This is a genomic window from Serratia sp. CY33525 (assembly GCF_052169115.1).
Taxonomy (GTDB): domain Bacteria; phylum Pseudomonadota; class Gammaproteobacteria; order Enterobacterales; family Enterobacteriaceae; genus Serratia; species Serratia sarumanii.
This window is the reverse complement of record NZ_JBJNLK010000002.1, coordinates 481,133-508,045: the sequence shown is the minus strand read 5'-3', so window position 1 is coordinate 508,045 and position 26,913 is coordinate 481,133. Positions and strand designations below refer to the sequence as shown.

Annotated in this window: 17 protein-coding genes; all 17 read right to left on the bottom strand. The window is 45.5% G+C overall.

What is annotated here, in order from left to right; translation table 11 throughout:
- Positions 1-218: 218 nt before the first annotated feature.
- Entirely contained in the window at positions 219-1,232 is a 1,014-nt protein-coding gene (gene galE / locus ACJ8IM_RS07390; RefSeq protein WP_033654601.1) for a UDP-glucose 4-epimerase GalE, read from the bottom strand.
- A gap of 176 nt (positions 1,233-1,408) precedes the next feature.
- Complete coding sequence (gene cpsG / locus ACJ8IM_RS07385) at positions 1,409-2,782, bottom strand: phosphomannomutase CpsG (RefSeq protein WP_033654600.1); 1,374 nt, start codon at positions 2,780-2,782, stop codon at positions 1,409-1,411.
- Between the two features lie 12 nt (positions 2,783-2,794).
- Complete coding sequence (locus tag ACJ8IM_RS07380) at positions 2,795-4,219, bottom strand: mannose-1-phosphate guanylyltransferase/mannose-6-phosphate isomerase (RefSeq protein WP_033654599.1); 1,425 nt, start codon at positions 4,217-4,219, stop codon at positions 2,795-2,797.
- 274 nt (positions 4,220-4,493) lie between these two features.
- Positions 4,494-5,870 (bottom strand): TolC family outer membrane protein, encoded by a 1,377-nt coding sequence (locus tag ACJ8IM_RS07375; RefSeq protein ID WP_016928415.1) that lies wholly within the window; start codon positions 5,868-5,870, stop codon positions 4,494-4,496.
- A 2-nt stretch (positions 5,871-5,872) separates the two neighbouring features.
- Positions 5,873-7,204, bottom strand: coding sequence for an HlyD family type I secretion periplasmic adaptor subunit (locus ACJ8IM_RS07370; protein WP_033637755.1), 1,332 nt, complete (start codon positions 7,202-7,204; stop codon positions 5,873-5,875).
- 52 nt (positions 7,205-7,256) lie between these two features.
- Positions 7,257-9,029, bottom strand: coding sequence for a type I secretion system permease/ATPase (locus ACJ8IM_RS07365; RefSeq protein WP_033654598.1), 1,773 nt, complete (start codon positions 9,027-9,029; stop codon positions 7,257-7,259).
- A gap of 389 nt (positions 9,030-9,418) precedes the next feature.
- On the bottom strand, positions 9,419-12,424 hold the full coding sequence (locus ACJ8IM_RS07360) for a beta strand repeat-containing protein (RefSeq protein ID WP_308317387.1): 3,006 nt from the start codon (positions 12,422-12,424) through the stop codon (positions 9,419-9,421).
- A gap of 1,381 nt (positions 12,425-13,805) precedes the next feature.
- Positions 13,806-15,635: a hypothetical protein gene (locus tag ACJ8IM_RS07355; RefSeq protein WP_144337697.1), complete on the bottom strand. Its 1,830-nt coding sequence runs from the start codon at positions 15,633-15,635 to the stop codon at positions 13,806-13,808.
- A gap of 67 nt (positions 15,636-15,702) precedes the next feature.
- Positions 15,703-16,869 (bottom strand): hypothetical protein, encoded by a 1,167-nt coding sequence (locus ACJ8IM_RS07350; RefSeq protein ID WP_051917650.1) that lies wholly within the window; start codon positions 16,867-16,869, stop codon positions 15,703-15,705.
- A 56-nt stretch (positions 16,870-16,925) separates the two neighbouring features.
- On the bottom strand, positions 16,926-18,320 hold the full coding sequence (wcaJ, locus tag ACJ8IM_RS07345) for an undecaprenyl-phosphate glucose phosphotransferase (RefSeq protein WP_033654977.1): 1,395 nt from the start codon (positions 18,318-18,320) through the stop codon (positions 16,926-16,928).
- A gap of 156 nt (positions 18,321-18,476) precedes the next feature.
- The gene (locus tag ACJ8IM_RS07340; RefSeq protein ID WP_080289928.1) at positions 18,477-19,571 is read right to left on the bottom strand and encodes a glycosyltransferase; all 1,095 of its coding nucleotides are present in this window, start codon (positions 19,569-19,571) and stop codon (positions 18,477-18,479) included.
- An 18-nt stretch (positions 19,572-19,589) separates the two neighbouring features.
- Complete coding sequence (locus tag ACJ8IM_RS07335; protein WP_033654951.1) at positions 19,590-20,642, bottom strand: glycosyltransferase family 4 protein; 1,053 nt, start codon at positions 20,640-20,642, stop codon at positions 19,590-19,592.
- A 55-nt stretch (positions 20,643-20,697) separates the two neighbouring features.
- Positions 20,698-21,828, bottom strand: coding sequence for a glycosyltransferase family 4 protein (locus ACJ8IM_RS07330; protein WP_033654952.1), 1,131 nt, complete (start codon positions 21,826-21,828; stop codon positions 20,698-20,700).
- A gap of 31 nt (positions 21,829-21,859) precedes the next feature.
- A complete protein-coding gene (locus ACJ8IM_RS07325) occupies positions 21,860-22,876 on the bottom strand; it encodes a polysialyltransferase family glycosyltransferase (RefSeq protein WP_033654953.1) in 1,017 nt (338 codons plus the stop codon).
- 52 nt (positions 22,877-22,928) lie between these two features.
- On the bottom strand, positions 22,929-23,435 hold the full coding sequence (locus ACJ8IM_RS07320; protein ID WP_072008442.1) for an acyltransferase: 507 nt from the start codon (positions 23,433-23,435) through the stop codon (positions 22,929-22,931).
- Positions 23,432-24,670 (bottom strand): oligosaccharide flippase family protein, encoded by a 1,239-nt coding sequence (locus tag ACJ8IM_RS07315; protein WP_033637744.1) that lies wholly within the window; start codon positions 24,668-24,670, stop codon positions 23,432-23,434. Before ACJ8IM_RS07315 ends, ACJ8IM_RS07320 begins: the two co-directional genes overlap by 4 nt.
- Positions 24,671-26,911 (bottom strand): N-acetylneuraminate synthase family protein, encoded by a 2,241-nt coding sequence (locus tag ACJ8IM_RS07310; protein ID WP_033637743.1) that lies wholly within the window; start codon positions 26,909-26,911, stop codon positions 24,671-24,673.
- Positions 26,912-26,913 lie beyond the last annotated feature (2 nt).

Here is a 26,913-nt window from a genome sequence, read left to right as displayed (position 1 = left end):
ATCGTCCCAACAAAGTATCTTCAATGGCACCAGTATAATCTGATAGTGCGGATTTTTCATAAGGAAGTGCTGATTATTATCAGATAAAGCCCATAAAAAAGCGAGGGTGATAAACCCTCGCTGATCGGTGCTCTTCTTGTTTATTAGATTCCGATAGCCTTGTGGCTGTCGGAGCACCGCCCAGACTACCAACAATCGATATTTTTAATCAGCGCTGTTTAACGGTATCCTTGCGGATTTTTCTTCTGCCAGTTCCAGGTATCGCGCATCATGTCATCGATACCCCGACTGACTTTCCAACCCAACTCCTGATAAGCCAGATCGGCGTTCGCCCAGAAAGCAGGCAAATCGCCGTCGCGGCGAGGTAATATTTGGTAAGGGATCGTTACGCCGGACGCTTTTTCAAACGCCTGAACCATCGCCAGCACCGAGTGCCCTACGCCAGCCCCCAGGTTATAAGCCTTAAACCCGTTGATCTTCGGCAAATGATCCATGGCTTTCAGGTGGCCTTCAGCCAAATCCATGACATGGATGTAATCGCGCTCTCCCGTGCCGTCCTTCGTCGGATAATCTCCGCCGAAAATGCCCAGCTTTTCCAACTTGCCGATAGCCACCTGTGAGATGTAAGGCAGCAAGTTGTTGGGGATACCGTTAGGATCTTCGCCAATTAGTCCGGACTCGTGAGCCCCCACCGGATTGAAGTAACGCAAGGCAATAATCGAAAATTGCGGTTCAGCCTTAGCGAAATCCTGCAGGATCTGCTCCACCATCAACTTGGACGTGCCATAAGGGCTGGTTGTCCCGCCGATCGGTGTCGTCTCCACATAGGGCACCGGCGAATTGGCGCCATAGACAGTGGCGGAGGAACTGAAGATGAAATCATGCACGCCGGCACGGCGCATAGCGTCCAGTAACACCAGCGTTCCTGTAACATTATTTTGGTAGTATTCCAGCGGTTTACGCGTAGATTCCCCAACGGCCTTAAGGCCGGCGAAGTGGATCACAGCGGTAATCGTGTGCGCTTCAAAGATGCGATGCAGGCATTCAGCATCCTGAACATCGCCTTGGTAAAACACGGCGGCTTTTCCCGTCAGTTTCTCTACGCGGTGTAAAGATTCCGCTGACGAGTTCGACAGGTTGTCCAACACCACCACGTCGTCGCCACGTTCCAGCAGAGATAAAACGGTGTGAGATCCAATGTAACCGGCACCACCGGTAACTAATATTGTCATTTCAACCTCTTATACCTCGGTTGTACCGAAAGATATCTCTTCGTATTTTAAGAAAGCTACCTGCCAAGTCGCCTAAACAGGCCTGGATCGCAACTCAAAGGTATCACAACAACCTCTAAGCGAGAGCGGTAAAAACCGCCCTCATCACTGACTTATCGCAAAACCTCAAACAAACATTACGACCCTGCGGCCAACAGCGCCAAAATCTCGTCGGTTTTTTCTTGCATCAGTGCAACATCGGCCCGCGACTCGACATTAAGACGTACCACAGGTTCCGTATTGGAGGAACGCAGATTGAAACGCCAGCCTGCGAACGCCATGCTGATGCCATCTGTGTAGTCTACCTCATCGGCATGCGGTAAATAGTGTTGTTTAACGCTTTCAATGGATACGTCTGGCTGAGCCAGTTTGATATTGATCTCACCGGAAGACGGGTAGGCGGCAATGCGATCCTGTACCAGTTGCCCCAGAGTTTGTCCCTTCACACTGACCAGTTCAGCGACCAGAAGCCACGGGATCATGCCGCTGTCGCAATAAGCAAAATCACGGAAATAGTGGTGAGCGCTCATCTCTCCGCCATAAATGGCATCTTCCGCACGCATGCGTTCCTTAATGAAAGCATGGCCGGTTTTCGACATCACGGGTACGCCCCCGGCATCGGTGACTACATCGACGGTGTTCCAACTCAGACGTGGATCGTGGATGATCTTCGCGCCAGGCTGTTTCTGCAAGAAGGCCTCCGCCAGCAAGCCGACGATATAATAACCCTCAATAAAATCGCCTTTTTCATCGAACAGGAAGCAGCGGTCGAAATCGCCGTCGAACGCGATGCCCATATCAGCGCTATGCTCACGCACCGCATCGGCGGTATCCGCGCGACACTCAGGCAGCAATGGGTTGGGAATACCGTTAGGGAAAGTGCCGTCCGGCTGGTGATGCACCTTGATAAACTCCAGCGGCACGCCCCGCGCCTTCAGTTGCGCTTCAATAGCATCGATCACATGCCCCGCCGCACCGTTGCCCGAGTTGATCACCAGCTTCAATGGTTTGAAATTTTTCACGTCGACGTAGGACAGAATGTGTTCTACATAAGCCCCTAATACGTCCTGGCGAACATAGCTACCGCGCATTGCAGGCGGGGCCTGAAATTGGTTTTTCTCCGCCAGTTCTTGGATCGCCCGTAACCCGGTATCGCCGCTAATCGGCCGAGAGCCATCACGCACCAACTTCATGCCGTTGTAATCGATCGGGTTGTGGCTGGCGGTGACTTCCACGCCACCATCCGTTTTTAAATAGGTTGTGGCGAAATAGATTTCTTCGGTACCGGTTAAGCCGATGTCTATCACATCAGTGCCCGCATCCTGCAAACCCTTCGCCAGCGCCAGTTTCAGGCTTTCACTGGTTAACCGAACATCGCTGCCCAACACGATATTTTTGGGCTTCAAAAACTCGCCGTAGGCGCGTCCAATACGATACGCGATGTCCTCATTCAGCTCTTCGCCCAGCTTTCCCCGAATGTCATAAGCTTTAAAACACGTCAATTTTTGCATTACCAAACCCTATTAAACTCTGCCATAGCGATCTTGCAAACGCTCAATATCATCTTCTTCCAGATAGTGCCCCGACCTGACCTCGATCATTTCCAAATCGATTTTTCCCGGGTTTTCTAACGTATGGACACTGCCCGGAGGAATGAAGGTAGACTGATTTTCCGACAAGAAGAACTCTTGATCATCAACGTTAACTCTTGCTGTCCCACTCACGACGACCCAATGTTCGGCACGGTGGAGATGGCGTTGTACCGACAGCCCCTCCCCTGGCCGCACAATGATTTTCTTCACCTGGAAGTACGTGCCGCTGTCGATATCGCAAATCTTGCCCCAGGGACGATAGGCGGTGGAATGCTGGCGAAAATGATGAAGATTGCGTTTTTTAAGCTCATCAACCACTTTCTTCACATCCTGCACCTTGTCCTTGTGAGCGATCAGCAAGGCATCACTGGTGTTGACCACAACCAGGTTTTCCAACCCGATGGTCGCCACCAACGCGGACTCAGAGGAAATGTAGTTATCATTGGAATCGATTGAGATAATTTCACCCACGTTGACATTACCCAAATGATCCTTCTTTGACACTTCCCACAATGAGGACCAGGAACCGACGTCACTCCAGCCCGCATCAATAGGAATCACCACCGCGTCATGTGTCTTTTCCATCACCGCATAGTCGATGGAGTCACTAGGGCAGTGCTTGAAGATGTCTTGCTCAACCCGGATAAAATTCATGTCGCGTTGACTGTTGCTCACAGACTGCTGGGTTGTGCTGAAAATTTCAGGACTGAACTGCCGCAGTTCCTGCAGGAATTTGGCCGTCTTGAACATAAACATACCGCTATTCCAGCTGTAATCACCGCTGGCGAGGTATTCGACCGCTTTCTCCAAACGCGGCTTCTCAACGAACGAATCAACTTTGAAACATGCATTGGAAAGGTGCTCGCCACGCTTAATATAGCCATAGCCCGTTTCAGGGTGCTCAGGGATAATGCCAAACGTGACCAATTGGTTGTTTTCTGCAAACGAAATAGCCGTCTGAATAGCCGCGTGAAAATTATCCACTTTGGTGATCAGATGGTCCGCTGCCAGCACCAAAAGCATACTCTCTTCGTCTTCCTCAGCAGCAAGATGAGCGGCTAACGCCACTGCTGGGGCAGTATTACGCCCTACGGGCTCTAAAATAATATTGGTCGCTAATTGTCCAACTTCACGTAATTGTTCGGCAACTAAAAAACGGTGTTCCTCGTTGCAGATGACCAGAGGAGCAGCAACTTCGATACCGGTCAGACCCGACAAACGCTGTAACGTTTGTTGCAGCAGGCTCACCCCGCTGTCATCAATAGATAAAAACTGTTTAGGAAACGATTCTCGCGACATCGGCCACAGACGACTCCCAGTACCACCGGCCATAACCACAGGAATTAGTTTGGACATTATCTACCCTTTACTCAGCCATCGTTCTTACAAGGACGCCGCCGCACGTCAGCAGCATCACTCTAAAATTCGTACGGATATTAACCAATCGTTACACTTTGCGAAAAGCATGCATCCTTCTAACCTACCGTTCCTTAACAGAAAATTATGTATAAAAATAAACCAAGCAAGTATAAATACAGAAGGAACTACCAGCCAATAACATAACGTATTAACGCAAAAAAGAGCAGCATAGTGCTGCTCTTTCAGATTAATGCTCATAGTGAATATGTTGCTAGCGACTGCGGGCAAAATACTGCGCTACCCGCATAACATCTTTTTCATCCAACGTACCGGAGTCGCTCAGCAAGGTAATCCACGACTTGATGTAGGCGTACTTGGCGGAGGCCAGATCGCGCTGGGCGCTATAGAGCTGCTGTTCGGCGTTGAGCACGTCAACGTTGACACGTTGCCCGGCCAGCACGCTTTGCCGGGTCGCCGTTACCTGTGTGGTGGCCGATTGTACCGCCAACTCATAGGCCGCCACCTTGGCGCGGCTGCTGATGCACAGATTGTACTGCTTGCGCAGATCGTTGAGCGTGGTGCCCGTCTGCGCATCCATCTCATACATCGCCTGGCCATAGCGCGCCGCCGCCTGCCGGGTCGACGCCGAAACGCCGCCGCCGGAATAAATAGGCATGCTGACCTGCACGCCGATGCTGTCGGTGCGGTATTTCTGGTTAACCGTGTTATCGCTGCTGGAGTCGTTTTCCGAATGCGAAGCATACAGCTGAACCTGCGGCATAAAGCCCGCCCGATTCCTTTCGACGTCATACTTGGCGGCATCCACGCCATGACGCGAGGCGGCCAGCACCGGGTTATTCTCCAGCGCGATCTTTTGCCACTCTTCAAACTTGGACGGGATCAGCGGCGCCACCTTGAACTTGCCCGGCCGCAACACCTGCAATTCATCCAGCTGGTTCAGCGGCATGCCGATAATCACTTCCAATTCGCGCTGCGCGGCATCCAGCGCATCGCGCGCTTCGATGACCTGCGCTTCGGCCAGGCTGTAGCGCGCCTGGGTTTCCGATACGTCGGTAATGGTGCCTTCACCGGCGCTCATCAGGCGATCGTTCAAGGTCAGCTGTTCCTTGTAAGCCGCCTTTTGCGCTTCGGCCAACGCGATTTGATCCTTGGAATAGGCCACTTCGACATAGGCGTTAATCACCCTAACCGCAAGATCCAGCAACTTACCGCGATAGCGCTCGTCCGACATCATCGTCTGCGCGACGCCGGCTTTGTAGCGCGCGTACGCTTCATAATCGAACAGCGGCTGCGTCAGCGTGATCGAACTGGAATAACTGCGATATTGCTGCCGCCGGGTGACCTCCGAAACATTGCCGAAAAAGTCGCTCTGCGGATATTTTTGCGTCTGCCAGTTGCGCGGCGAATTCTGATAGTTCAGCGACACTTTCGGCAGCAGCCCCGCCCTGCCGATGTTTTCGTTCTCATCTCCCGCTTCTTTCTCTTTTATAGCCGCCCGGAAAGTCGGGTCCTTTTCTAATGCCAGCGAATATGCGTCTAAAATCCCTATCGAATAAACCGGCGCAGATATCGCAAACAAAAGGGTGCCGATAACCAGACCGGCAGCCTGTCGTTTTGATTGAATCAAAATTATTCCTCGGTTAATGAAGTATGAGCGCGATCCAAAATAGGTTTAAACAGATAGCTCAGCAGCGAGCGCGACCCCGTTTTCACGAACACCTCCACCGGCATCCCCGGCTTGATGTCCTCGCCACTGAGCATCTTCATGCCCTCCGGCGAGACCGTGACCTGCATCTGGTAGTAAGGCTCACCGTTGGCTTTGTCGACCAGGCGATCGGCGGAAACCAACGTGACCGTTCCCGGAATTTTCGGGGTTTTGTTTTGGTTGAAGGCGGTAAACATCAGATCCACCGGCAACCCGTTGTACACCTTGTCGATCAGGTCAACTTTGAGGCGAGAATCCACCACCAATGTCGCCTGGCTGGGTACAACGTCCATCAGGTGGTCACCCGCTCCCACGACGCCCCCCTGAGTGAAGATATTCAATCCGACCACGGTGCCGTCCACCGGTGAGGTGATGGCAGTGTTGCCCAGATCGAAATCTGCCATTTGCAGCTTATTGCGAAACTCGCTGGCGTCCATTTGGGTTTGCGCCAGTTGCGTTCTGACCTCGCGCTGATAGTCGGCGAAACGCTGGTCGATACGCTGCTGAGATTCCTGCAGCTGCTTTTGCAGCTGGCCAATCCGCCCGACGGTTTCATCGATGCTGCTGTTCACCTCGGCAAACTGACGCTGCACTTCCAGGTAGCGGTTGCGCGGCAGGTAGCCGTCCGCCGCCAGTTGCTTCATGCTGTTCATCTGCTCACGCAGGCTGGAAAGTTGAATCTGCTTGTTGGCGCGCGAATCCTGCAGGCCTTTCAATTGGAAACGAATCCCGTCCATCGACTGCTTATAACCGTCAATTTCACTTTGCAGCCCCTGGCGGCGGGAGGCGAACAGCTGCGTTTGCAACGCGATGATTTCAGCCACGCGCGGCTGAGTTTTGATCTGGGCAAAAATAGGGGAAAAAGTGACGTTGCTCAGACCGTCGCGCTCGGCGAGTAAACGCCCTTCGGTGGCCAGCGTGGTGTAGTACTGGTCGCGCAGGGAATCGACCTGCGCCTGTGCCTGCACCTGGCTCAACTGCACCAGGACTTCTCCGGCTTTCACCTTGTCGCCGTCTTTCACCGCGATATTCTTGATGATGCCGCTGGCCGGGGCCTGCACCGTTTTGCGATTGCCGGAAACGGTTACCGATCCCGGCGATGCCACCCCTTTATCCAGAGGCGCGAACGCTGCCCAGGCCAAAAATCCGAACAGACCAATTCCCACCACCAGCCAGCCCATCCGGGTAAACCGCCGTTCATCCTGCGGGATCTCTTCAATATACGAGTCTTGCGGCTCGCCAATGTGCGTCGACATACCAACTCCTTTAAACTGCGGACGGCAATAAAGCCGCCAGGCAATTCACGGCTTAATTAATTTGCGTTTTCGGGATATTGCCTTCATCCGGCTCGGAATTTACCGCCCTCACCGCTTGCTGAGGCGGTTGCGTCTGCGCTTTTTGCGCATTGGCTAACGCCTGAAGCACTTGTTGAGTCGGGCCGAATGCGTTGACGTTGCCATTTACCAGGAGCAACAGCTTGCTGGTCATCGACAGCAAATTGGTGCGATGGGTAATCAGAACCACCGTTTTATTACGTTGCTTGAGGAACATAATGGCCTGGTTCAACGCTTTCTCGCCCGCATCATCCAGGTTGGAGTTAGGCTCATCCAATACCACCAGCGAAGGGTCGCCATACAATGCGCGCGCCAGGCCGATACGCTGTTTCTGTCCACCGGAAAGCCCAGCGCCACCGTTGCCGAGCACCGAATCGTAGCCGTTAGGGAAACGCAGGATCAGTTCGTGCACGCCGGCCAGCTTGGCGGCTTCAATGACTTTCTCTGAGTCAATATCGTTAAAGCGGGCGATATTCTCGGCGATAGTCCCGGCAAACAGCTCAATGTCCTGTGGCAGATAGCCGATATACGGCCCCAACTCATCCTTGTTCCACTGATAGATGTCGGCATTATCCAACCGAACAATCCCTTCGCTGACCGGCCAAATGCCGACCAGCAAACGCGCCAGCGTCGATTTCCCCGACGCGCTCGGGCCAATGATCCCCAGCACATCACCGGGCTGGATGGCAAAACTCACGTTATGCAATACCGCATCGCCTTGGGATCCCGGCGGCGTGGCGGTGACGCCTTCTACGGCCAGCACCCCTTCCGGGCGCGGCAAGGACATGCCGGTACCCCGTTGCGGATGCGTTTCCAGCAGCTTGACCAACCGGCCATAAGAAAGCTTCGCCGCGCTGTAGCTCTTCCAGACGTTAATAACCTGCTCAATCGGCGCCAGGGTTCGCCCCATCAGAATGGAACCGGCGATCATCATACCGGGCGTGATGTGCCCATCGATCGCCAGCCAGCCCCCCAGCCCCAGCACCAATGATTGCAGCGACATGCGCACAAACTTGGTGATCGACGTGACCCGCGATGCGCGTTCGCTGGCGATGCGCTGACTGTTCAAGAACCGCTGGTGCAGACCGAACCACCGGCGTTTCAGGTTGGGCAACATCCCCAAAGCTTCGATCACTTCGGCATTGCGCAGATTGGTGCTGGCCAGCGTCCCGGACATAATCGACAGCTTGCTGGCTTCCGCCAGCGGCTTTTTCGACACCATTTCGTTGATCACCGCCAATGCGATCAGCAACAGCGCACCGACCAAAGCGAAAAGCCCCAACCAAGGGTTAAAGAGGAATATCACCAACAGATAGATTGGAAACCACGGCGCATCAAAGAAGGCGAACAGCGCGCTGCCGGTGAGGAATTGGCGCAGATTGGTCAAATCGCTCAGCATCTGGCCGGCATCAGACGAGCCGTTTTTCAGATTCGCCTCGTAGGCCGCGGTATAGACTCGCGTGTTGAGCCGCATATCCAGCTGGCTGCCGATGCGGATCACCACCATGCTGCGCACGTATTCCAACAGCGACATCATGCCGAACATGCCCAGCATGATCAGCGTCAGCATCAACAGCGTGATTTCATTGCGAGAAGGAAGCACCCGGTCATAAACCTGGAGCATATAGATAGAAGGAACTAGCATTAATAAATTAATAAATGCGGTAAATATGCCAACGGTCCAGAAAACCTTGCTGCGAGTCCGTATAACATCCGCAATTTCATTGCGCGGTATAAATTGATTCACTTTCTGCCCTTACATCATGTGCACTGTCAGTCAAAATCCGCATTGGACTCTTATAAGGAAAATCCTAAAAAGGGAAAAATAAAATAAATCCTAAAGAACCCCACCCCAGACATGCTCGAGACTGCAGATACTTTTCCTAACTATAGGTAGAGAAAGCGGATACCAGCAAGGCCGTAAGCAAAAAAAATCGCATCACAAACCACAGAAAAAAACAAATGAAAACAGTGGGGTAAATAATAGGCGGGGCAAAGCGGGTTTAGTACGAAAGGGAATAAATTAGAGATAATGACGTAGTTCACAAATTTCAAAGAATACGGGGTGTTTATACACCCCGTATTATTTATTGACTAACAGTTTCAATGGGAATTATAACCCACTGGAACTCATACTTACGCGTAGTGCAGCGTATCCACCAATTGCTGGTGGTTTTGCCCAGTCAGGTATACCACGGTATCGTTGAGGTCCAGCGAGTGGTTATCGTTGTTGTCGATAATCACGTAAGAGCTGGCAGTGTTACCGCCACCGCTGAATACAACGGATGCCACACCCACTTTCGACGTCAGCGAGTTGCTGCTATCCAGGCCAAGAATACCGCCCAGCAGGCCGATAACGCCATTGGTCAAACCGCCCACCAGTGTCCCCAACAATGCATCCAACGTGTCGGCAGAACGCGTACCGTAGTTCGCTACCGCGGTGCCGCTGGCGTCATCGGAGATAGTCAGGCCGCCATGGTTCACGTCGACAATCGAGTCCTTGAGGCTATTAAAGTCCTTGATGGTCACACCCGCCTGCGTGTTACTGGCCTTGATGTCGTAGGTGTTGGCACCTGCGCCGCCGGTCAGCGTGGTGTTGCCAATCACGCCCAGAGTATCGGCAGCACTGGTACCTTCTACGGTCATTTGGTAACCGTTCAGGCCCAACGCCGTCAACACCGGTGCCAACAGGTTGGTGGTGACAATACTCAGCGGCAGAATGTTCAGCAACTGAATGATGATACCGTCACCGGTACCGCCATGGCTGGAGTCGAGATTCAGCCCCGCGGTATTGGTGGACGCATTGATATCACGCACGTTGCTGAAACCGCTGCCCACCGTCAGATCCAGCGCGTGATCACCGGTCACGTTGATGGTCTGAACCTGCGCATTGGTGCCGGCCAATGACAGAATATTGTCAAAGCTGCCGGTACCGCCCGAGGCCACGTTAACCGCGGTCAGAGCGGTGCCCAACAAGGCGCTGCTGCTGCTGTTGAGAGTGATGGCGCCGGCATTCACGTTGGCAGAACTCACCGCATCGAAGTTGATATTGAAGTGATCGGTGGCGTTCTGGACAAAGGTGAAATTCAGCGTACTGGCAGCGGTCGCGTCCCCTTTCACTGCCAACTGCGCAGCGTTGCCGCCGGCGGCATTGATGACGTTGACGTTAGCCAGACCGGAGACCACAAACCCCTGTGTGCCCAGATTGGTGGCCGCTGCGTTCTGCGTAACCGTGCCGCCCGTAGTGCCTTCGACCGTGGACGTGCCGTTGGTCAGGCCAAAGTCAAAGGTGTTGTTTGGCGTTGTCACGCTGGTGGTAGTCGGTGAACCAATCAGCGGCGTCGTAATCAGCGTACCGACGGACTTGCCGATATAGCCGGTCAGGTCGATCTGCTCGAAGTTCGAGAAGTTGTTGGCGTTGCTGGTCACGGTGCTGGTACGAACGCCCAAGGCGTTTTGGTTGGTCACCACGGTTTTGGTGATGAAGTTGGCGGAGATAGAGTCCGTACCCGCGCCGCCATTAGCGGAGATGCCGGCGCCGACGGTGTTGGCTGCGCCGGTTGCCGCATTCCCCGCCCATTTCAGCGAGTCGTTGCCGTTGCCAAGGTTAAAGTCGCCGGTGCCCGTGGCGATATTGGCCGTCGACGTCACGATGACATCGTCATTCCCGGAACTGGCGTTCAGAATCACGTTGCCATTGTTAACGGTAATATCGACACCAGGGTTAACCCCGTTGTCAGACAGGTTGACCGTTGCTGCACTGGTGCCGTTGATGGTCAGATTCGCCAGGTGGTCGGCGAACTTCAGGTTCACGATGCTGGCGGCATTGGCGTTCAGTTGCACATTCGTGAGTACCGCTGTTTCGGCGTTGCTGATTTGATGCGACGTACCGGTGTTGACGGTGCCGGTTGCGTTACCGCCGGCGGCCGTTGCCGTCAGAGACGCGGAGGTTTTATACAGCAGGCTGGTACCGATATCGAACTCGAAACCATGCTGCTGGGTTACAGTAATATTATCTGTAGCCGTCGAGTTACGCAGATCGTTAATAATAGCCTGAGTAATAAGTGCCTTATCAGATCCTAACGAGCTATACACCAAAAGCTGCGCGGCTGTAGCAGCTACACCATGTACCCCAGTGTAAACATGTTGTATAAAGTCATCACCCGTTAGTTGGGCACCTTTCTTCTGAAACTCGCTTGATTTCAATATGGTCCCAATAAATCCTTTATAAGTCATCGCTCCTTTCGATAAATACTTACTCCAATCATCTAATCCACGAGCATCAATATCACGCTGCGGAACTGCAAGATAAACTGCAGAAACCTGCTCTTGATAACTTAATGAAGGCAGTTGCCCTGGCTGATAGCTGATAGTCGCGCTATTGAAATGTTGCTGCGCGGTAGTATCGCCTGAAGCAACAGTACCACGAAGAGAATCAATCACTTGAATCAGAACTTCTGCACGAGAAGTCCCTCCAGTCAGTTCAGTGACATAGTTAGATAATTCGGTCGCAGAGGGAGACCTTTCGTAACCCCATTTAAATAAACGAATCACATAATCGGTATTGCTAAGAGAAGTCAGATTTGCAGAGAAAATTATTTCTTGCGCTACCTGGACGAAGGTTTTCGTACCGGCATTAATGGCCGCTCCATAGTTGTTTATGCCAAGTGCAGATTGAGCCGCCCCAGTAACATAATAGATAGCCTGCACGTCTGAGGCGCCTTGCCCAAGGGCAGCGGCGCTTACCGACGGGAACAGAACAGCATTTACTTGCTGATCAAGACTAGCCTGCGCAGCGGATAGAGTAGAGTCAAATCCCGAATAATCAAGAACCTGATTTACAACTTTAGCCATTGCCTCGGCAAGAGTACTACCCGTCAGGTAATCTTGCAAAGTTGAGGTGGGTGCAGCAGAGCCAAAAATTTTTGTATAAACAATTTGTAAAGCATTTAAATCTGATAAACCGTTAAAGAGGGCTACACCATCCGCAGAAGTCAATAAAGTAGTAACATATGCTGAGGCAGATAGTTCACCTCGCTGCAATTGCGCACCTATTGAGTCGAACGTAGCGTGTGACGCGCTTTTCCCTAAAACAGCGTATAAAATAGCTGCTGCTTCTTTCTGATACGCTAATGAAGCCATGATTCCCCCCTTAGAGGACTAACTTGAGAAGCCATAAAAAAATCGGAAGCATAAAAGAGATATAACTCATTAATAATGCAGCTAAACATGCATTCCGACTGGTTATACCCAAACAAAGACAGCAAAGCTGTCTGAATTAAAAGAAAGGATAAGATTCAGGTTATGTCAAGGCAGACGGCGAAAGGTTTTAGCAAACAAAAACCATATAGTTAACATGGATAATATTTTTCTCACAAAATTCCCAAACAAGAAAAATCCATAAAAACACTGAGATCACATAAAAAAAACAAAATAGTTATAAATAAAATAAATTATAATGATTTTAATAAGCAATTAAAACTATAGCAACACTACAAATACACCAAAAAAACTGAGCATCAACATCCTGAAGTCAGCACAATGCATTACCTCTAAAAGACTTTCACACAAGTTATATTCTGGATATAGAATAGAGATAAGTCATAACTTCAACTGAAAATAGGTAGCAGGTAAATAATTAGCTATAATCAAAAAAATACAATATTATAATCTCGAGGTGTAAACACAGAACTCAATGAAAAATAAATTTGACCTCCGCCATGTCGTTACAAGGGGGTCAAACTGTGCCGAGAATATATTTTCTCGATGACATAATCACTCACGCAACTATTTAAAAATAAAAATGCCGGTCTCGGCCTGTTACCAAAGAGATCCCCCCCTTTCCCTGATAGAGGAGAGCAAACCTAAAGAGTTATATAAATGATTTATGAATAAATTTTGCATCAGCTTAATTACGATGAATGGTCGCTTCTCTCTAAAAGCACGCGATATATGGTATTAAATCATGAGCAGATTTTAAATAAAAATGGGGAAACAGCAAAGAATGGACGGGGAATAAGATCTTTATTAAGATGCACAATGGAGGGAGTAAAAGAAATAAGTCGCAAACGGTAACCGACGATTCGCTTCGCATACAAAATAAACATTGAGAAATTTACGAGCAGCTCAAAAAAACGAACACCGCAGAGAGGAAATACATCATCAGTATCAAGGGAAAAACGTTATCATTGGGGATAGATAAGTAACAGGAAAGATGTTATTTCTTACGAGGGAGGGAGGGGGAGGAATAGCGCCTATCAATTTCGATATAGGGGTACACGAGAGAACAATGCGTTAGCAGGAACATTCTCTCGTCAAATTAACATCGGACACTCTTTAGCGATAATAAAAGGTAATAAGTCCATTAATTCAGCATACACTTAAACAAGCAGAAATCAATCTTCAACGCACTCCTTCGTAATGAATTGCATTACACGCTGCTCAACAAATAAAAAGATCATAAAGATACACAGATATATAGAGAAATTAGCTGAACATTTAATATCACTAAAAATGAAAATATTTACTCGTCTATTTTACCAAAACCCTTCCAAATCCCCGGGCTGCCAGCTTCAACACATACCCACCCCATGAAACTACCTCTCTGTGGTAAGGAGTTATCGATAACATCACCAACAGAAAAGCGGCCGTTCTTTGGTGGTCCTGGCAGTAATAAGCGTCTTATCGAAGGGATAATTACACGTGACTCTACGCCAAGAACGGTAAATCTACCGACGACATTATTATTTAGCCACATCCCATTTTTTGAACCAAATTGGACATCACCTGCAACCATGCAATCATCAATTAGCACATTCGGTACTTTTGGGTCAATAAAAACATCTCCGTCGATAATAGAAGAAATAACTCTTATCCTCAATTTCTTTGAACCAGACCTGGCAAAAAATGACTTTTTGATTCGGCAGTTTTCAAAAATAACGTCACCATCAAGGTTCGACCAGTCAATTGAATTAAAGATGCAGTCTTTAAAAATTTTAAATCCTGAGGTGGATATTGCATCAACTGTATCAATAGTTACATCTTTGAAAGTGAACTTGCTGTTCGTCCCTGTTTTTATCTTTATATTTTTCGCGGGGCTGCACCGGTGCGAATCAATATAAAACTCACCATAAACATGCTTCAAAAGATATTTAATTTCATCACTTCCTCCGCCACTGACTTTGATCGTCCCTTTTCTCTGCATAAAAAGAGTACAGCCTTCAGTTCCAGAGACATCCCAATGCGCATTATATTCAGCATGCAAATTGACGAAATAGTTTTCTATGCCACCGGCAAAATCACAAATTGGCGAAACAGGGTTATCTTCCCATTGGCAATCATTAAAACGAAGATAATTGCAATCATCTCTTAGAGATGACATTATAACTACTGGGCTAACCAGCGTTTTAGACTCATCAAAGCCATCTTTTAAATTGGCTCGATCGCCAGATGTTCTTCCGCAATTGAAAACATCAACTTGTTCAAAAACAGAGTCTTGGCATTTGTCGATAAACAGCCCCGCACCATCAAACCCCTCCAGAGTAACCTGTTCTAGACGCATTGCATATTGATATTGCAGAAAAAAACCATGACACTTGCTCAAGTTTCCAATGAGTTGAATATTGCTAATGGATACAGCACGGAAGCCAGGACTTTTAGCAGATTTATTAGATTTCCCAGGAAAATGAAAGACACCGAAATTTTCGTAGCCTTCATTCATGCGAACATCAATGACGGTCCCCCCTTTTTTGCCAAAGCCATCTATTTTAGCCCCAGAGTCTAAAGGAAAGATAATAGGTGTTTTAACTACTAGCTTTCCTCTCGGCAAAACGATTTTACGATTGCTGGAAAAATTAATAGCACGAGTAATCGCCGGTCCATTATCATCTTGTGTGTCGCTGATCCCAAAATAACTGCCTAAAATAGGCTCATCGTTTGAAAACACTCTTTTCCAACGCTTACCATCATCTGTAACAATTACCATCCCCCCATCATCAGGAGAAGTATTGTCATCAGCATCATAATAGAACTCCCCACCTCCAGAATGTTGAGATTGCACGGACGGCTTATGGTTAGCAACTACGCTTCTCATCACGGAATTAACTGCAGTAGTACCTTGTGATGGATAATAGCTGAGTACATTTACCCGTTGACCAGGACTGATGGGAGAAAGTTTCTTTAAGCTACCAATATCAGGACAATTACTAGCTAAGGATTCGGTACTTGCATTTTTTATCGAATTATCAGCAAAGGCATTTTCTGTCCTTGAGATAGCAGCAATGGAAGCCAATGCCATAACGATACCGTTCTTTAGTGATTCTCGCTTAGAAAAATCAGGACTACTTTTCTTCATTTTCTGCCTCCAGAATAAATTTATTGATCTTGTTCCCAGAGAGAAACCACCATATTAACAAGCAGCTTTAAATGAGATCACTCTTATTCTTAGTGTGATTTGAGTATATGTAATAATAAGTAAGTATTATAAAACTATCAACAGTGAAAAATGTTACAGTGGCAGTAAAAAGCACCAAAATAACAACATCATAACTATCTAATTTCAAATACATACAGAAGAATACTATTGCGATGAGACCAATAACCCCCATCTCCATAGTAACACCTAGAAGCCCCACATTTGGCTTGAAACCAAATCCACCTAAATAATCAACAATAGGCTGATAATTGGTAAAACATTCGTATTCTTTTCCACACCCAATTAAGAAACTCGGTACGTTCATATTTAAGACTAAATATGATGCAGAAAAGCGATGTGCTATAGATTGATTTTCGTAGAAAAAGGCAGGAATCCCGACATTAAGATAGTTTGCGATCGAAACGAAAACGACAATAAAGAGTGAAAAAGTGAGCACAACAGGGATTTTAGCTAATATGCGCCGAAATGGATAAACAGCTGCTATAAGGAAAAGTATAACTGAGGCCTTAGACAAACTGAAAATATAACCTAATGCAAATAATACAATCTCCCAAGCCTTTAGCTTAAAATCTCTTAGTCTTATCATAAACGAGATGATTAATAGGGAAACAAAAAAACCAGCCTCTCGAGATAACCCAGACATTCTTGGCAACAGAAAAACTTCATATTGGTTAGTAAAAGTTTTGGTTGCATAGTCGCCCCATATTGCAATCGATATTGCCTTTGGCCCTATTGCAGCAGAATAGTTTGTACCAGCGAACTCATATAATGAAAACTGTAAAATACACCAAATAACAGAAATAAGCATACAGACATATATTTTACTAAAAACTGGCTTTCCTATTTTGTGAATATATGCAACACCCAATACTAGAGCAAATGTTTTAACGACTAAATCATACCGCCAAAATGCTAGACACAAGACAGTCCACACACAAAAACACAGTAATATTTTTAAAGATACTGTAGACAATTTTCTTATAAATTCATAATCCATGAAAACCAGAGGAATCCAAAGATATAAAGTCACATCACCGACGTAAGGATTGAAAGGTGTAGCGATGAAAAAAAATGCAATCCCCCATCTCAGAATATTTAGGAAGAGTCTTTCCTTTTCGCTACTATCAACGATAGTGTGTGTTGTAATACTCATTGATTTTTGCTCTCATGAAGAAAATTTTCTTATAATATACTAACCATTAATCACAATCAATAAGCCGATTTATTTATAAACCCTTTAAAGACCGTAAGAAAGATAATTCGGATATCGAACCAAACGCTCCAATTCCTAATATAATCGAGATCATATTCAACTCGACTTTGCATCTTGTCTAGAGTGTCCGTTTCACCTCGCCATCCATTTATCTGGGCCCAGCCAGTGATTCCTGGTTTAACTTTATGACGAAGCATATAGCCTTTAATTAGCTTTCTGTATTGCTCATTATGCGCGACAGCATGTGGGCGAGGTCCAACAATCGACATGTCCCCCATCAACACATTTATAAATTGCGGAAGTTCATCAAGCGATGTCCGACGTAAGAAAGCACCAACGGCAGTAACCCGGGCATCACCTTTTTTTGCCTGAACAACTTTATCTCCATTTTCCATAACGCTCATGGATCTAAACTTCCAAACCATTATAGATTTTCCATCCATGCCATAACGTCTCTGCTTGAAAATAATCGGGCCTGGAGACGTGAACTTAACAGACATCGCAATCAATAAAAGAACAGGGGAAATAAATATTAATATTGCAAGCGAAAGTATAATATCCTCTACACGCTTTATTATTTTATTGACACCGCTGATTGGTGTATCAAAAAGAGAAACTACAGAAACACCATTTATTTCTTCGCTACGCGACTGTAGAATATTAAAAGTAAAAACATCTGGTATAAGCATTACCGAGCAAGTTGTATCAGATAATTCAGCTACAGTATCCTTGATTAAACGTTCTTGCTCCATTGGCATCGCAATATAAATTCTATCAATCCGTCCATCTTTTGCGTCTCTGATAAGTTGCTCTAAATCACCACATTTTCCGACTTTCGTGTCGATAGAGTTACATGCGTCATCATATATTCCAAGGACTTTGAAGCCCATCCAATGAGCATCATTTAAAGTTTCGGCTAACTTGATACCAACAGGGAGCGAGCCCATGATCGCAACATTGCGGGTGTTAAACCCGAGATTTCGCATATAACCAAGCAATAAACGAATAATCGAGCGAGAAACTATCAAACCACAACATGCCAAGAGGTACCACTCAGCATATAGCGTTAAATCACTATAAAAACCATCGATAAAAGATATAAGACCAATAGTTAATAAAACACTTAAAGACCAGTTTTTTATGATGAGTTGGATCTCTAAGGTAACACGGACTCCACGCCACGAGCGGTAAAACTCGGTTATCCCACCTACCATTTGAAATATGACGATTGATATCAATACTACAATCCAGTACTCCATGGTAAATACATTGCCTGACAGCTTGCATGCCAAATAAAGACAGAAACTTATAATAGCAATGTCTGAAAACCGCTGTATCATTGAAGTTAGCGAAGCATTAGACTGTAGAGCACCACGACGAAAACCATTCATAGCTGTTTGCCTATTAACCAACATAGTATAACTCCTGCCCAGTACCTGCCAGATTAAAAATATAATTTTTATAAAACAGAAGAATACATTATATATCAGGAGAATCGCGTTCAACTCTCCTATTCCAGAAAAAATATCTTTGTTGCACTTTAAATATCATGCACCAAGATCAAGGTATAATTTTTTAGTTGCCTCAATCATCTTGTCCGCGGTAAATTTCTTACTGAACGTCTCTATTGCGGCATTCCCCATTCTCTGCCACTCCTCTCTTGATGTACTTTCGAGTATATGACATAGCTCCTCCGTTTGCTCAGGAGAAAATAGCCGGCCATTTATGCGATCTTCAACAACCTCCGGGAAAGAACTACAGTTACTCGCTAAAATAGGTAATCCATAGCTCATTGCTTCTAACGGAACCATTGCAAAACCTTCCCATCGACTTGGTATTAGCAATACATCAGCACGACAGAAATGTGGTGCCAATTGTTCAGCGGATAACCAGCCGGCATACGTCGTCTGCGGTAGATCTTGAATATTATCATTCTCATTTTCAAGCACAAAGTCGCCGACAACTGTCAAATGGAATGCTTTACCTTCTAATTGGTGCATAGCTTTGGATAAAATATCAAAACCTTTTTGGTAGTCGAAGCGGCCAACAAAAAGCAGCTGAATAAGCTCATTATCCTCAGGGGAATTGACTTTTTTGACGTAATTTTTATTACTCGGAACGCCATTATGAACGACGACCAATTTATTTTCATTAAGCCCTGCATCAACAGCCATTTTTTTTTCACAATGGCTGACACAAATAACAACATCAGTTATAGGAAGCAATGCTTTTTCGATGACGGTATATATACGTGATTTAAAACGAGATACAGTCATCATAAATGCGAAAGCATGCGGGCAATATATTACTTTTGGCCGATAAATTGGCCATAATAAAATTAATGACAATCGCCCTAAAGCACCAGCAAAACTACTATGTAAATGAACCACCTCTGGTCGATGCTTTAATACAACCCCCGTAAATATAAAGAAAAACTGTAGAAAACCTCGAATCCCACGCCCTAGTCGAGGAAAAGGTTTTATCGACCTCGAGTCGACACCATATAATTCTGAAACCTGATCGGCAGGAACTAAGCAACAGATTTTGTCCTGCCCTATATCAGCAATCTGACTTTTGGCTAACTGACGAAGGACCGTAGCCACTCCCCCTTTGATTGTTTCTGCCGCATGAAGAACTCTCATCAAAACTCCCAATAATATTTATTCTAAATATTGTGATATTATTTTATTAACTGCTTGTGCCGATTTCTCCCATGAGAAGCGACGTGTGTTTTCAAAACCCAGTCTTATGAGCTCCTCGCGGACTGTATCATTGCCAATGATAGTTTCCATTGCTTTAGCGATTTCATCAATTTTGTAAGGATCAAAATACAAAGCACTCGTCCCCAAAACCTCAGGAATCGACGCGGAGGAAGACGCTATAACTGGACACCCGCAAGATTGAGCCTCAAGAGGAGGGATCCCAAACCCTTCATAGAAAGATGGGAAAACAAATGCTGTTGCATTCTGGTATAATTTAACAAGTTCCAGATCATCGACGCGCCCCAAAAATTCTATATTTGAATTAGTATTCTCGGCATTCGCATACATCTGCTTATTGAAGTTATCAGCAGAACGACCAATAATCTTTAATTTAATTTCAATTTTATCGTCTAACATGGCAAAGGCTTTTAACATGCCATGAAAATTTTTATGGTAATTAGGGGAGGATACGGCAAGAAGGTATTTTTCTTGTTTACCTGAGTCAATCGATTTAAAATTTGCAGATGACGCATTATAAACCACTGATATTTTTTCTTTTTCAACATTGAAAGCTTTGGCTATCTCACCTTTAGAAAACTCACTGACCGTAATAATTTTTCTGCTATTTTTTAGCATGATTGGAATAATCAAGTTGTAAATATAACGGAACTGTCTAGAAAAGCTCTCAGGATATCTTTTGTAGGTGATATCGTGATGTGTGACTATTTGATTCCTATAGAATAAGGGAGCAGTACTGCACAGGTTAAGTAACGGCGGAGAGCCAATACTTTTGAGATATTTAGGGAGATCGATTTGTTCCCACAAATGACCATATTTTTTTCCAATCACCTTGATTTCAAAAGACGGATCAATCTCAATCTTAAATTTCTCGTCAGGAACGAGGAAAACAATATCGTTTCTGATTCCATTCAAACTTCGAGATATCTGTTCTGCAAAACGTTGCACGCCCGTCATATCTTGCGTAAGAAATCTTGCATTAATATAAATCATTAACGGCACCAATTATTAATCATTATAGGGAGACATTTTAATATAAAAGCTAACATCAATATAGCTCGGTATATTTTTCTGCAATATGTTTTATATCAAAGTCCCGCACCGGATTTATATCAAATGTAGGATGCGTCATAAGATAGTCAATATTAAAGTCTTGAATGGGGTATATATTTTGATAAAATTTAGCTATTTCCGCAACCCCAGCAGTAAAATTAGTATAAACAATTTTCCCTGCATTGGCAGACTCAGCAACTGCCCGCCCAAATGGTTCATTCCATTTGTTAGGCAGAACAACAACATCGACCGATGCCATAAAATCTTCTACCTTAATAAAACCCATCGTCTTTATATTACTGGCAGATGCTAACATCTCCAATTCGTTACCTTCCATATCATTACCGAAGCGCCCTGCAGCATAGAAATCGATACCTTTTGTATTTCTATATTTTTCAGCTAACAAACAATAATCATCAAACCCTTTATCTCTAGTCAATCGTCCAATGAAGCCCACTCGTACATTTTCATGACCACTATCATCTTTTTTAAAATCAATATGTGAAATAGGATTATAGATATATGCATGAGCAGCGCTAATGCCAAATTTATTTGACTTATGAAGTTTAGAGATATACTCACTGATACCTACAAAACAATCAACATTTCTGCTGCAATTTTTTTTCACAGCAGAAAGAAGCTTTACACCAATACTATTAACATCAATATTATTTCCCGACTTAAACAATGTACTATTAGGATGAAAAAGATAGTAATCTCGCGTTGTATGGACTATTTTTATGTTTTCTTTTTTAGCTGCTTTCCAAACAGAAACTGAAAAGCCACTTAAGTTATTTGTATGTACAACATCGGGTTTTATCCTTGCCAACTCTTTACCAACAAGTGACATCATCCAGGGGTTGTACATGTCAATGAGATGCCATACAAGCTTCTTCAATCGCCCTTTCCTACCATTAGCGAATGGCCAGTAAATATTTTTTAGAGGGAAATAAAAAATGCGAACACCATTTAGTGTCTCTTCTAACATCTCACTATGATTGTGCAAACAAAAGACAGTCACATCGTGACCATTACTGATTAACTCCTCTGCCAGCAGTTGAACAGAAACTTCAGCACCACCGACTTTATAAGGAGCATAAAGTGTATTGATCATGACAATTTTCATAGCCTACCTATTTAAGCGTGGAAGTGTTTAATCAAAGCACCTTGTTAATCAGTTCAATATTGGCATTATTATATCGCGAATAATTATCGTATATACAGCCGACAAAAGATTTCCACTCTGGCGATAAATTAGCCTCATTGATTACGTAAGACGTTATTTTTATCTTATCCCCATAGATCATGATCAAATTGTCGTATAAAGAAGAGTAAAATCCAGCAATGGAAGACACGTTTTCTTTTTCCATTAAAGGATATACTTCGAAAGGAAAATCTAATCTTTTAACTTTAACAAGCTCTGATATTATTTTTATTTTTTCAGTCCTTTCTCTGCGATGTGGCACATAATAAAAAACAGATTCAGGTTTTGATTTCAATAAGTCTTTTATCATATTTAATGTTAATTGAATATCATCAATCGATGTTACTCCTGCCTCAAAAAGCGGCGCCCCAATAATGAACACTTTATTATTGTCACTGGGTAAGCTTGCTAGCTTTTTTTTATAATTTTCGTAACAGTGCCTTATGACGGTATCACTCTTTTTGACTTTTTCCCCAATGTTATATACGGAAAAAAATGTGATTTTTTCGAACTCATTGTTAACCATGCCAATGGATTTCAAGAATAAGGACTTAATAATTTTTCGCGGACTAATTCCCTCCTCTCGATTTATTCTGAGCGTCGCCGTCCCATCATCAAGAAGAACAATGCTTCTTTTTTTAAATTTTCCGGCTAGCATCCAGAAAACGCGCGCACGATATTCGCCCGCAATAAGAGTGACTCTGTTTTTATTTATTCCTCCACCACCAATCCCTTTAAGAGCACTTTTGATCTTTAATGAGTTTTTTAGAGTTCCTTCAACATCAATAACAACCAATTTCTTGTACTTAATCATATCCACTATGTTCATGATCTGATTATAATTAAGCGCAGAATTTTCTGTTTTTTTATTGATGATCAAGATCTCCAGACTTATTTTTTTAACATCCAAAAACTCTATTAAATTAAACGCCTGCAATGGCGATTCGATATACGCAATATAAGTATCCATAATTATTTCACCATAGCACTCATTCAATTGTTATTTAAAGCCTTCAGATATATCAGTGGAATTTTTTCTCATCACGCAACTTTATATAATGTTCAACATCTCGTTGAGAAAACACTTTTGCCGGATGTCCTCCAGCAATAGCAAACGCCGGAACATGCTTAATTACGACGCTACCTGCCTGTATGATTGCACCCTCACCAATTGTAACCCCGGGCAGAACAATCACATTGATCCCAAGCCAAACATTATCCCCGATATGCGTATCCTTAATCACATAAGTGTTATCGTAGGGAATCGCATTCCCATGATGATTATGATTTTCTGTGATCAATACACAACCAAAACCACAGTGAAAATTATCGCCGATAGTAACACCGCCCTTTCCAACCACCGTCAAACCATTGGAGTTAAAGTTATCACCAAGTCGGGTTTTATTATTAACGATAGTTAAAAAGTTAATTTTCGGATCTTGACCACATCTTTCAGCCATTCTGATAACTTTTGAACGATAACGCTGCTTACGTAAGTTTCGCAACCATCGTTTAAGACTTGCTATCATCTTTTCCTCTCAATACTGATCTGTCGCTTGCCACAATAAAAAGTCACTGCACACGCATAAAAACTAGAAATTGCATAAACCAGGCAGAAATACTCAACTTTGATTTCTGTCATGGTGATGACAAATATACCAATCAAATGCGTTATCATCGAGCCCATGGTAATAATTGAGATTAATTTATTTTTACGATAGTAAAACAGTGAGTGCGTAAAAATATAATAAATCGATAAAAATGCAGTTCCAGGCAAAAGAATGTTGAAGTAATAAATGGCGCGATTGAACTCAGCATTAAACAGATACGGGAAAGCAAATGGCAAAATAAAGAAGTAAATAATGCACGAAACGATAACCAGAGCTGTGTAACCATATTGAATGAGCTCGACCCCTCTAAAATCGTTCGCTTTAAGCTTGCGATAAATGAAAGGTTGGAACGCCTGGTTGATTACGCCGAAAAAGAGCATAACGATAGAGGTTAGCTGAAACGCCAAGCCATAAACCCCGACTACCGCCGTACTCATGTAATGCGCTATGAAGAATCTATCCACCGAGGATTTAATCCAATAACTGCCATGATGTGGCAATAGGGATACCCCGTAGCTAATGATTTCCTTATAACGCTTACGCAACGGTTGGAGCACGCTGCGTTCAACCGCTATTTTTCTGTAAACAAAGAACTCGTAGGCCAGCTGAATGCTGAAAAATGATGCCGCGATCGCTATCAAACGTTGTCCTGGCGTCGACGCTATCATTTCAAAAAGAGCGATAGTGAATAAAACGTTGAATGCGGAAAGCAAAAATTGGCCGATAGCGGCAACTTTATAGGTCTGACTAATGCGCAAATGCGATAAATTGATAAAGTTCAGCGCCTGCGCCAGAGATGCCAAAACAACCAGAAAACCGTCGCTGAAAGAAACAGAGATCTTGGTGACCAGTGTGACAATGTAGAATATAGCCACCAGTAGCGCGCTCGACGCGAAAGCCAAGGCGATGTTATCTCTGCGGAACACCAGGGAGCTCCCTTCCCCCTCCTGCATGTATTTGACCGGCAACAGACCTTGACCACTGAACGAAATGAAAATGATCAAGATCTGAATAACGGACAAATAAAGAGTCAGCGCGCCGTACCCCGACGCGCCTAGGTGTGCTGTCAAATAAGGCAATATGATGAAGCCGATGACCTTGCCGAGAATGTCCCCTACCGACAAGGCCGCAGCCCCCATAATGGCTTTACTCATTTACAGATACTTTTCCAGGAAGTTAAGCGCATGCCAGAACCCTTCCCCTTGGTTTTTGTGCCCCTGCCACACTTCAGGAATAAACTGCGCTCCCGGCGCATGACGACGCAGATCATCAGCCAGCTCGTCAAAGTTCACATCGCCTTTACCGATCTGTACCCCTTCACCATCCACTCCCAAAGCATCAACAATATGCATATGTGCGGTGTAAGGGCCGACCTTCTGGGTAAACTCATGAAGATCCCATTGGTAGTAATTACAAGCCATCATGGAATGCGACGTGTCATAGCAGATGCGGTAGCCGTATTTCTCACAGAACGCTTTAATCTCGTCCGGATCGACAAACAGGTTATGGTAGCTTTGACCACCAAAGTGCCATGGGAACGGAGGCATCGTCTGGATGATGATTTCAACGCCTTCTTGATTGATTTCACCCAGAGCGGCGCCAATGCGTTCGTACATCGCCTGGCGTGATTCTTTTGGCAAGAAACCGGTGGTATTGAAACCGCCTGCATTCACCACGATGACCGGACGCTCAGTTTTCGGGAAATATTGCTTCAACGCGCGAGTCACATCGCAGACACGCTGCAGCTGTTTGATCGAATGAGCAAGATAAACGGGATCATCCGTCGCCAGATCCAAAATATGATCGTTGGCAAACAGCTCGGGGCTATGTACCGCAAAACCGATATTTTCAGCGCCGGAGAAGAATTCTGTCAAATCGAGTTCCATATCCTGATAGCTCAGATGGAACTCGACGAAGTCCAGATTGGATTTATTCTTCAACTTGCCATAATCGTGGTAGCGCACTGGAATGCCGAACGGACGATTGAAATCATAGTCCTTGGCTTCTATCGCCACATCATTTAGATCCGACTCATAGAAATACCCGCCTTTTTCGTGGTCACGATTGGCTTTCTTACCGACCAATTGCTCCAGATAAAGAGGCTGCAGACCCTGCCCCGGACTCTTCACTTCAACCATCTCGCGAGTGATGATTTCACCTTTTTTCAGATCGCGATTGATAATCAAACTTTTTGCCAGAGTTTCGCGGTTGATCATTTCCCCTTGGGTGATAGTACGTTCGCCGGCGTTGCCCATGGACTCTTCAACTTCGCGGATACGTACGACCATCTCTTTGAACTCAGGGGGTAACAACGACACCTTGTGGTCGTTGCCTTCCATGGATTTGTCGATGGTGAAGTGTTTTTCGATTACTCTTGCGCCCAGCGCGGTTACGGCGATCGGCACTGAAATGCCACGCTCATGGCCAGAATAGCCGACCAAGCAGCCCGTCACCTGCTGCAGACGTTTGATATAGGCCAGGTTGACGTCTTTGAACGGCGTCGGATACGTAGAGTTGCAATGCAGGATCACAAACTCGGCACCTTTCGATTTCAAGAAGTCTACCGAGCTTTTGATTTCTGCTTCGCTGCACATACCGGTAGAACAAATCAGCGGTTTGCCCGTAGCGGCCAACGCGGCCAACATTTCGTGGTTAGTGAAGTCAGCGGAAGCGACCTTATAACCTTCCATGCCGTAGTTTTCCAACACTTCCAGGCTCTTCAGATCCCAAGGGGTACACAGCGGGGTCAGCCCCTTCTCCTTACAATAATCGAACACTTCAATCAGTTCTTCATTGCTGAGCTGGAATTTTCTCAGCAGATCCAGCGTGTACTGTGCGCCAAGATCGGCGGATTTGTCTTTATCGTTGCCGCCCTTATACAAAGAGCTCAGATCGCGCATTTGGAACTTGACGCAATCGGCGCCCGCGTCAACCGCCAGGTCAACCAGATGCTTAGCCAGCTTAATATCGCCATTATGGTTGTTGCCAATTTCAGCAATAATGTAAGTCGGCGAGGTTTCCGTGATAGTGTGTTTGCCAATCGTCAGGCCTTTTTCGCTTTGCAGCGCAACGGCGACCAAACGACGATAATCATCAACCAGCGGCAGAACGTCAACGCCATTCGAAAACAGCGATTCAATCTCATTGCGTGGCGCATCCACTTTTTTATAGCGGACGTTCTGATTCATCACTTCCGACATTTCGCGGCTCAGATCGAAGTCGCCGTTAGTGATCCAACGACGGAAATCACCGTCTGAGAAAGAACCGCACAGCTTGCCGTCTTCGGTGACAACAAAAATAATGCGTTTTTTATTCGAGTTGATTTTTTCTAAGGCTTTAATGATTGATTCGGTTTCAAACACTAAAAAGTCAGATATTTTTTTCTGAATTAACATAA

Coding starts and splice junctions, on each gene's coding strand:
- ACJ8IM_RS07315 (WP_033637744.1), bottom strand. CDS start 24,670: ATGAGTAAAGCCATTATGGGGGCTGCGGCCTTGTCGGTAGGGGACATT.
- ACJ8IM_RS07360 (WP_308317387.1), bottom strand. CDS start 12,424: ATGGCTTCATTAGCGTATCAGAAAGAAGCAGCAGCTATTTTATACGCT.
- ACJ8IM_RS07340 (WP_080289928.1), bottom strand. CDS start 19,571: ATGAGAGTTCTTCATGCGGCAGAAACAATCAAAGGGGGAGTGGCTACG.
- cpsG (WP_033654600.1), bottom strand. CDS start 2,782: ATGCAAAAATTGACGTGTTTTAAAGCTTATGACATTCGGGGAAAGCTG.
- ACJ8IM_RS07380 (WP_033654599.1), bottom strand. CDS start 4,219: ATGTCCAAACTAATTCCTGTGGTTATGGCCGGTGGTACTGGGAGTCGT.
- ACJ8IM_RS07325 (WP_033654953.1), bottom strand. CDS start 22,876: ATGGATACTTATATTGCGTATATCGAATCGCCATTGCAGGCGTTTAAT.
- ACJ8IM_RS07350 (WP_051917650.1), bottom strand. CDS start 16,869: ATGAGTATTACAACACACACTATCGTTGATAGTAGCGAAAAGGAAAGA.
- ACJ8IM_RS07310 (WP_033637743.1), bottom strand. CDS start 26,911: ATGTTAATTCAGAAAAAAATATCTGACTTTTTAGTGTTTGAAACCGAA.
- ACJ8IM_RS07355 (WP_144337697.1), bottom strand. CDS start 15,635: ATGAAGAAAAGTAGTCCTGATTTTTCTAAGCGAGAATCACTAAAGAAC.
- ACJ8IM_RS07330 (WP_033654952.1), bottom strand. CDS start 21,828: ATGAAAATTGTCATGATCAATACACTTTATGCTCCTTATAAAGTCGGT.
- ACJ8IM_RS07320 (WP_072008442.1), bottom strand. CDS start 23,435: ATGATAGCAAGTCTTAAACGATGGTTGCGAAACTTACGTAAGCAGCGT.
- galE (WP_033654601.1), bottom strand. CDS start 1,232: ATGACAATATTAGTTACCGGTGGTGCCGGTTACATTGGATCTCACACC.
- wcaJ (WP_033654977.1), bottom strand. CDS start 18,320: ATGAATGGTTTTCGTCGTGGTGCTCTACAGTCTAATGCTTCGCTAACT.
- ACJ8IM_RS07335 (WP_033654951.1), bottom strand. CDS start 20,642: ATGATTTATATTAATGCAAGATTTCTTACGCAAGATATGACGGGCGTG.
- ACJ8IM_RS07370 (WP_033637755.1), bottom strand. CDS start 7,204: ATGTCGACGCACATTGGCGAGCCGCAAGACTCGTATATTGAAGAGATC.